The 775-nt window shown below is 49.4% G+C and carries 1 protein-coding gene and 2 pseudogenes; 2 read left to right on the forward strand and 1 reads right to left on the reverse strand.

What is annotated here, in order from left to right; all coding sequences use genetic code 11:
* Nucleotides 1–318, forward strand: a 318-nt coding sequence (locus ACGF5R_RS24235; protein WP_387693179.1) for a group II intron maturase-specific domain-containing protein, incomplete at its 5' end; no start/stop codon positions are given.
* 73 nt (nucleotides 319–391) lie between these two features.
* Nucleotides 392–565 (forward strand): annotated as a pseudogene (locus ACGF5R_RS24240) (IS982 family transposase); the annotation flags it as partial.
* A gap of 2 nt (nucleotides 566–567) precedes the next feature.
* Here ACGF5R_RS24240 and ACGF5R_RS24245 read toward each other — a convergent pair.
* Nucleotides 568–768, reverse strand: a pseudogene (locus ACGF5R_RS24245) (DNA circularization N-terminal domain-containing protein); the annotation flags it as partial.
* Nucleotides 769–775: the final 7 nt, after the last annotated feature.

Raw genomic sequence — 775 nt, forward strand, 5'->3', positions numbered from 1 at the left:
GCGGCCCAAAAAGCCATGAGATTCAAAATCCGTAAGTTGAAGATCCGAATGCGGACAGAACTGAACCTGATACAACTGGCAAACTGGCTAAACCCCATAATCAATGGCTGGCTGAATTATTATGGGCAATTTTGCCGGTCGGAACTGTATAAGGTCTTCAGGCAACTCAACAAAGCGCTGGTGCGCTGGGCCAGGCGAAAGTTCAAGGCACTGAGCAGACACAAAACTCAAGCCTCAAAACTGCTTCAAAGGATCGCAAAGCAGCATAAGGGGCTGTTTGCCCATTGGCGGGCAGGAATGACAGGCGTGTTTGCCTGATGGGAGCGGTATGAGTCGAGAGGCTCACGTACCGTTCTGCGAGAGGCTGCGGGGGTAGTTCCCGTGGTCTACTCAACCCGTGAATGACCAATTGAAAAATATCTCTCAGATAGAACATTCAAGGCATCGGAGCATTGTCGGCTTTTTGTTGGAGGTGGTATCAGGCTTAATTGCTTATACGTTCCAACCGAAAAAGCCGAGCTTAGGTTTACGTGCTCAGGAAATCGCAATGCTTAAGCAGAGTTGAGGTTGAATAATAAAGCCGCGCAAGGTGATTTTTCGGCTACTGCGCCCAAGGTCTTCAATCCACGCCGTATCACGATAAGGATATTCATGCACAGCCTGGCGTCTGCCGAAAACGCTTTCACCTGAAACCACGGCAAAGGGTACACCCCGAAATGATGCCGGGTGTAGATGTTCAGACCACTTCCATCCCTGATCTTTCCCCAAAAATGAT

The sequence above is a fragment of the Photorhabdus sp. RM71S genome (assembly GCF_042879355.1).
GTDB lineage: Bacteria > Pseudomonadota > Gammaproteobacteria > Enterobacterales > Enterobacteriaceae > Photorhabdus > Photorhabdus kayaii.